Annotated in this window: 7 protein-coding genes; 3 read left to right on the forward strand and 4 right to left on the reverse strand. The window is 47.6% G+C overall.

The window, feature by feature from the left end:
• Positions 1 to 299, forward strand: a 299-nt coding sequence (locus QUB16_RS32570; protein ID WP_333322480.1) for a hypothetical protein, incomplete at its 5' end; no start/stop codon positions are given.
• On the opposite strand, the gene QUB16_RS32575 is transcribed toward QUB16_RS32570, so the two are convergent.
• From QUB16_RS32575 to cobU, 3 genes are all read right to left on the reverse strand, one after another.
• The gene (locus QUB16_RS32575; protein ID WP_333322482.1) at positions 282 to 2,351 is read right to left on the reverse strand and encodes an AarF/ABC1/UbiB kinase family protein; all 2,070 of its coding nucleotides are present in this window, start codon (positions 2,349 to 2,351) and stop codon (positions 282 to 284) included. The genes QUB16_RS32570 and QUB16_RS32575 overlap by 18 nt on opposite strands.
• 77 nt (positions 2,352 to 2,428) lie before the next feature.
• Positions 2,429 to 2,854 carry a hypothetical protein gene (locus tag QUB16_RS32580; RefSeq protein ID WP_333322484.1) on the reverse strand — a complete coding sequence of 142 codons (426 nt, stop codon included), beginning with the start codon at positions 2,852 to 2,854 and terminating at the stop codon, positions 2,429 to 2,431.
• A gap of 444 nt (positions 2,855 to 3,298) precedes the next feature.
• On the reverse strand, positions 3,299 to 3,874 hold the full coding sequence (cobU, locus tag QUB16_RS32585; protein WP_333322486.1) for a bifunctional adenosylcobinamide kinase/adenosylcobinamide-phosphate guanylyltransferase: 576 nt from the start codon (positions 3,872 to 3,874) through the stop codon (positions 3,299 to 3,301).
• Positions 3,875 to 4,183: 309 nt separating this feature from the next.
• Between cobU and QUB16_RS32590 the strand changes: the two genes are divergently transcribed.
• Positions 4,184 to 5,155 (forward strand): glycosyltransferase, encoded by a 972-nt coding sequence (locus QUB16_RS32590; protein WP_333322487.1) that lies wholly within the window; start codon positions 4,184 to 4,186, stop codon positions 5,153 to 5,155.
• Position 5,156: 1 nt separating this feature from the next.
• Here the strand turns inward: QUB16_RS32590 and QUB16_RS32595 are convergent, their stop codons facing one another.
• On the reverse strand, positions 5,157 to 5,369 hold the full coding sequence (locus tag QUB16_RS32595) for a hypothetical protein (protein WP_223300923.1): 213 nt from the start codon (positions 5,367 to 5,369) through the stop codon (positions 5,157 to 5,159).
• Here QUB16_RS32595 and QUB16_RS32600 point away from each other — a divergent pair.
• Positions 5,296 to 6,213, forward strand: a complete 918-nt coding sequence (locus QUB16_RS32600; protein ID WP_333322489.1) for a glycosyltransferase family 2 protein — start codon at positions 5,296 to 5,298, stop codon at positions 6,211 to 6,213. The genes QUB16_RS32595 and QUB16_RS32600 overlap by 74 nt on opposite strands.
• Positions 6,214 to 6,486: the final 273 nt, after the last annotated feature.

Here is a 6,486-nt window from a genome sequence, read left to right on the forward strand (position 1 = left end):
CCTTATTCTCTCCCGGCGCGGTGGCTCTAGTTCTTCTTTTGCCACCGTTCTCATCTTTATTTAGTCTAAACGACAGTCAATTATTGGCAGGTATTCTTGGTGAACCCGCCCTACCAAAATCGCGGTCGCTCGACCGGACAGGATATAATTCCGATGCTACCGGAAACGATATTACCAGCCGCTACAGCATTAGCTTAATTAAAAGAACGCAGACGGAATTCCATCTGCGTTCATCTGTGTTTATCTGCCTCTATCTGCGGTCAAAAAAACTCCCAATCCAACTACTTCGCCGCAGGTAAAGACAACTGAGGCGAAGTTTTAGGATAGCTTCCATTCACGGGAATCGCATCCGGTTCCTGCGAAAGCAAAAACTCGCGAATCACCCTAGCAACTGCTCTTTGAGCTAAACCGCCGACTACTTTCTGCCCCATATTCTGCACTTCTGGTTTCACCAACAACTGCGGAAGAAGCTGCAATACTTTCGTCCCGTCAAAACCGGGAGTTGATTGCAAAATATCCCAAATCCGTTTGATGTGTTCTAGATTGTTTTTTTCTTTTTGTGAAACCACCGGTTGATTGGCCTTGACTCCAAACCATTCGCCCACGACTGCTTTGGCGTTAGCAAAGGCGTTGGTGGAAAGTGTGTCGAGACTTTTGACTAATTCCAGGACAATACGATCGCGAATGAAATCTCCTCTTTCGGAAAATAAATACTCTAATGCTTGGTTCAAGATTTTGCTGACATCGTAATCCTCACTCTCGCGGGCATTGTTGAGCAAGTTTTCTAAGCGGTTCCAGCGGAATTCGCCTTGTTTGAACAGCAAATCTTGCAGGGATGCTCTCAATTCCGGTGCGGGGTCGCTCAACAGCCGTTTGGCTACGTAAGGATAGGCTTTGCTCAGCACTTTGAATTCCGGGTCAACGTTGATGGCAATCCCTTCTAACGTAACGAGCGATCGAATAATCAAAGCATAGTAAGCTGGAACCCGGAAAGGATATTCATACATCACCGCCGAAAGCTCGTCAGTAATGCTTTTGAAATTGAGCTCGGCAACGCTAGCACCCAAAGCATTGTTAAATACCCCCGCCAAAGCTGGAATAATTGGCGTTAAATCCGTATCTGGTGTTAAAAACTCCAACTTGACATAATCTTTTGCTAAACCTTCAAAGTCGCGGTTCACCAAATGCACCACAGCTTCCAACAAGCCGTACCGCTGATAAGGTTTTACTTCGCTCATCATCCCGAAATCGAGATAAGCCAACTGACCGTCAAGAGTTGCCAAAAGATTGCCGGGATGCGGGTCGGCGTGAAAGAAACCGTGTTCTAGAAGTTGTCTGAGAGAGCATTGCACCCCCACTTCAATTAAGTAAGGAGCGTCGATTCCTTGAGCTTTAACGGCTTCTAAATTCGTAAGTTTGATGCCGGTGATCCACTCCATTGTTAAGACGCGGCGGCGGGTATATTCCCAGTAGATGCTGGGAACGTAAATGTCTTTGATGTGGCCGTAGAGTTGGGCAAACCGTTCGGCATTTTGACCTTCGTGGGTGTAGTCCATTTCTTCGTAAATGCGCTCGCCCAACTCGTCCATAATGCTGGCGAGGTCACTGCGAATGATTTTGAAGTTGTTTTGTGCCCAAACTGCAAGACGCCGCAGGATGTAGATATCTAAGCCGATGTTCTCGGCTAAACCCGGTCGCTGCACTTTGATTGCGACTGTTTCTCCGGTTTTGAGTTTGCCTTTGTAGACTTGTCCGAGAGATGCTGCTGCGATCGGATCTGGGCTGATTTCTGCGTAGATGTCTTTGGGGTGGGCTCCCAATTCTTCTTGGATGAATTGATATGCTACTTCGTTGGGAAATGCTGGCAATTGGTCTTGCAGCGTTGTTAGTTCTTCTAAATATACTGGCGGTACTAAGTCGGGCCGTGTTGAAAGTGCTTGTCCGATTTTGATGAAAGCTGGGCCGAGTTGGCCGAGAATTTCCCGCAGTCGGACGGCGCGGCGCTTTTCGTTCTTGAGGGTGCGACCTGTTTTGCCGTCGAACCACAAACTGAAGGCAAAGCTAAAAAATGTCCAAACAACGCTCGACAGCCTTCCCCAGACTTGTAGAGGTCGATTTCGGTACAGGGCTGCGATCGCCACTGGATCGTACCGAACAGCATCTCCGGCTAACTCGAAAGCTATGTCTCTGGCTGATTTGAGCGGTTCGGGAGTGGCGACCTCCGTCTCTAGTGATACTGGTACTGCTTGCAGGGGAATTGTATTTGCATCTTGGAGATTGCCGAGTACAGCCTGAGTCCCTGAATTTACATAAGTTTGCGGGGAGGCTGGCGATACTGTCTTGACATTCATAAATCAGACCTAGTGTGAAGCATTGTAAATATATTGTAACAATTTAAGGAAGAAGACCCTTATTCCTTCTTATATACTTACTCGCCGCTGCTGGATCTTTTGAGTCGATCGCGAATGCCTGATAGTTGCGATTGGCTGCTGACGGGCGATCGAGGTTGGGGCATTTCGGTATCGGGCCAGTTCGGTAAGTCGTTACAGGGACAGAACTCCGGGGGCATTCCGGTTTGTTTGAACACTACGGGCATAGCGCAGCGCGCGCAGGGACTGATTTCCCAAGCTGGCGTCAGCAGTTGGGCAATTGTTTCGTTTGTGCCTTCGAGGTAACAGTCTCCGCTGTCGCGGGAGATGATTTTTTGCCAGCAGTCTTCAAATTCCTGGCTGTAGCGATCGCCCCCATTTACCAATTTGGGCTGCAGCGCTTCGGAACCGTTGCGAATTAATACTTTTTTGCCTAACTGAAACCAGTAAGCAATATATTTTCTTACTTCACTATCTGATGCCATAACTTTTAGTCAACCCTTCAACTAATTGATTATTTTAGACTTTTAATTGGAAATTACCACTCTTTCTTAAGAGACATTTTATCTTTTATACCAATTTAATGGGAAGTTGCACATATCTCGATCCCCCTAAATCCCCCTGATTGTTGGGGAGTAAGGGTTGACTTTGAGAAGAATCTTGTCCCACCCCCTACTCCCCTTATTAAGGGGGGCTAGGGGGGATCGGATTCTATGCAACATCATAAAAAATTGGTATTACATAATTTCAAAATATTGCTATTCCTCATGTCAAATTGTTGGGCTGTTCCCCCTATGGAGTAGGTTTTTTGACTAATTTATGTGAGTCTTTAGTTTTCAATCTTAATTAAAACTATACCTGATTTTCAGTTAAAATTGTCGTTCGGGAAACCGAGATGTTTTCTCTCTTGTCGATCGCGACTCCGGCTGTTAATTTTTCGCTACGGGCGGCAGCGGGGTACCCAGAGCCCTTAGATCCAAAGCGTAACCTCCGGTGGCGAGGTAAACAGTATCGGCGATCGCCCCGATGTGGCGCACGAGAGTGCCGAGGCGATCGCGAAACAGCCGCCCCGCCGGATAAGCAGGCACAACGCCCCATCCGGTTTCTTCCCCTACCAAAATTACATCAGCCGCCGCCGACTTCAAACAGGCTAGCAAATCTTGCTGCGTAGTCGCCCAAACAGCAGCTTCTTGTTCCAAAAGATTTGCCGTCCAAGTTCCCAGGGAATCAATCAACAAGCAATCTGAGGGCTTGCTTGCCCGCACAACGGCCGATAATTCGATCGGCACTTCTAGAGTTGCCCAATCAACTGGACGGCGATTTCGGTGCTGTTCGAGGCGGCGAACCCACTCCAAATCGGCTTCATCAACCTGACCGGTAGCCACATAGATTACTTGTTTTCCCGAACCCGCCGCCAGAGTTTCGGCCCATTCACTTTTGCCGCTTCGGGCCGGCCCAGTTACTAAGATTAATTGTCTCGATGTGGTGGGTTCTGAGTTAATCATTAGTCAGTCGATTTTAGATTTTAGATTTTAGATTTTAGATTTACTCCACAACAAATGATTTTGGGAGATTGAAGTTTGGTTAAAATTTTTGGGCGGCTCGCGACTAATGTCGCGGGCTTGTCTCCCTTCTTTGGGCGGGGTCACATACAAAGGATTAAACATAATTCCCAATTGCCAATTCCCAATTAGCAATTACCCATGATGATTTAAACGGCCAACTACCAAATGCTTTTTAAGCGATAATAGCATTGATGAGACAATATCAGAGTAAGTCGATCGAGAACCCCCGTATTTCCCAAGCTGTTATTTATGCCAGATCGTCCTCAGATATCAGCGATTATTTGCACCCACAATCGCGCCGCCTATTTAGGTGGGGCGATCGACAGCTTGCTGGTACAGGATTTTCCCGACAACTTTGAAGTAGTAGTAGTGGATAACGCTTCTAGCGATTATGCAAGCCCCGAAAGTTCGACTTCGCGCACTCGCGAGGTAGTAGAAGCAAGACTGGGGGATGGCCGCCTCAAGTACGTCTGGGAACCCGAAATCGGTCTGTCAGTAGCCCGGAACACCGGCGCTAAGCAAGCTCGCAGTGAAATATTAGCTTATCTCGACGACGACGCTATTGCTGAGCCGAATTGGCTCAGGGTGCTGCACGCGGCTTATCAAAGCAATCAAAAACTCGCCGTAGCTGGTGGCAAAGTCAATTTGCTCTGGCCTTCTGCAGTCAGCCCGCCCGAATGGCTGTCACCGGGATTAGCCCAGAACTTGGGAGTTTACGATTTGGGGGAAAGTTGCGTTTACGTCACTGCTGCCGGTTTGACTCCCAGGGGTGTAAACTACTCAATCCGGCGCGCTTTTCTCGAACAAATTGGTGGCTTCGATGTCAAACTCGGTCGAGTAGGCACAAAGTTGCTGTCAAATGAAGAATTGCGGGCCACAGAATTAGCTTTAGAGTTAGGTTGGCAAGTAGTTTATCTACCGGAGGCCCTGGTGCTTCACCATGTCGCCACAGAAAGGCTCAACAAAGCTTGGTTTCTACAGCGCGGGTGGTGGCAAGGCATCAGCGAGTGTTATCGCGAACAATTGTCCGATCGAGCCGGTATTGCTCAGCTTGGGCGGGGGGGTGAAAGAATATTGAGGGGTGTCTGGAAGTCTTTTAAATATATTAGAGATCCAGGGCTGCGCTTTGAAAATTTCGTTTTTGCCTGGGGTCAAATCGGTTATTTGAGCGCAGCCATCCGCGGCCTGATTTTTGCACCGAAATCGACCAGCAGGCATTAGGCTATAGGCAATATCCCTCGCTGCTCAAGTCGTCGGCGCGGCTGTGCCGATCGCATTTCATCCACCAAAACTCGACCGCATTTAGGTTCAAGCACTCGATTATGACATCTAGTTCATCCAAGATTCCGGTTTCAGTTCTCATTCCGGCAAAAGACGAAGAACTTAATCTACCTGCGTGTCTGGCCAGCATTGCCAGGGCGGATGAAGTTTTCATGGTTGATTCCCAAAGCTGCGATCGCACGGTAGAAATTGCCATCAGCACCGGCGCAAAAGTAGTGCAATTCTACTTCGATAACCGCTGGCCGAAAAAGAAAAATTGGTCTTTGGACAATCTGCCCTTTCGCAACGAATGGGTATTAATTGTCGATTGCGACGAGCGCATTCCGCCGGAACTTTGGGACGAAATCGCGCAGGCGATCGAAGACCCCAATTTTGACGGCTACTACCTCAACCGCAAAGTCTTCTTTTTAGGTCAGTGGCTGCGTTACGGCGGCCGATATCCCGACTGGAATTTGCGTTTGTTCAAACATCAAAAAGGACGTTACGAAAACCTCGGCACTGAATCCGTCCCCAATACTGGCGACAACGAAGTTCACGAACACGTCATTTTAGCGGGTCAAGTGGGATACTTAAAAAATGACATGATCCACGAGGATTACCGCGATTTATTTCACTGGATAGAACGGCACAACCGCTATTCTAATTGGGAAGCTCGCGTTTATTACAATATTATTGAAGGGCGCGACGACAGCGGCACTATTGGCGCTCACTTATTTGGGGATGCCGTACAGCGGAAACGCTTTCTCAAAAAAGTTTGGGTGCGGCTGCCTTTGAAACCAATGCTCAGATTTATTTTATTTTACTTCATTCAGCTCGGCTTTTTGGATGGAAAAGCTGGCTATATTTATGCAAGGTTATTGAGTCAATATGAGTATCAAATTAATGCAAAACTTTACGAGTTGCGTTGTTGTGGCGGTCAGTTGAATGTGGCCGAACCTGAGCCTACTCTGTCGCCGCCAGTAGTTATCAGTCAGGAGACTGAAGTGAAATTGCCGTAATAGTAGGTAGGAAATTTTAACCGCAGATGGCGGCGGATTGACGCCGATGAACGCAGATAAATGTTGATTTGGGTTAAGTGCGATCGCCTTTTTTTTACTTATACCAATTTAATGTGAAGTTGCATATATTTCGCTCCCCCTAAATCCCCCTTAATAAGGGGAGTAGGGGTTGACTCTGACCAAACTCTTGTCCACCCCCATTGGTGACAAGTTAAGGCTGTAAGTCTTTTGTCAAGAGGCTTTCGGAGAGTTCTTAAAAAAGAATTGGTCAGA

The organism is Microcoleus sp. D3_18a_C4, from assembly GCF_036702415.1.
In the GTDB taxonomy this organism is placed as follows: Bacteria; Cyanobacteriota; Cyanobacteriia; order Cyanobacteriales; family Microcoleaceae; genus Microcoleus.

Bases quoted from the DNA above. Each gene is read 5' to 3' on its own strand.
- QUB16_RS32575 (WP_333322482.1), bottom strand. From the start codon at position 2,351: ATGAATGTCAAGACAGTATCGCCAGCCTCCCCGCAAACTTATGTAAAT.
- QUB16_RS32580 (WP_333322484.1), bottom strand. From the start codon at position 2,854: ATGGCATCAGATAGTGAAGTAAGAAAATATATTGCTTACTGGTTTCAG.
- cobU (WP_333322486.1), bottom strand. From the start codon at position 3,874: ATGATTAACTCAGAACCCACCACATCGAGACAATTAATCTTAGTAACT.
- QUB16_RS32590 (WP_333322487.1), top strand. From the start codon at position 4,184: ATGCCAGATCGTCCTCAGATATCAGCGATTATTTGCACCCACAATCGC.
- QUB16_RS32595 (WP_223300923.1), bottom strand. From the start codon at position 5,369: ATGAAAACTTCATCCGCCCTGGCAATGCTGGCCAGACACGCAGGTAGA.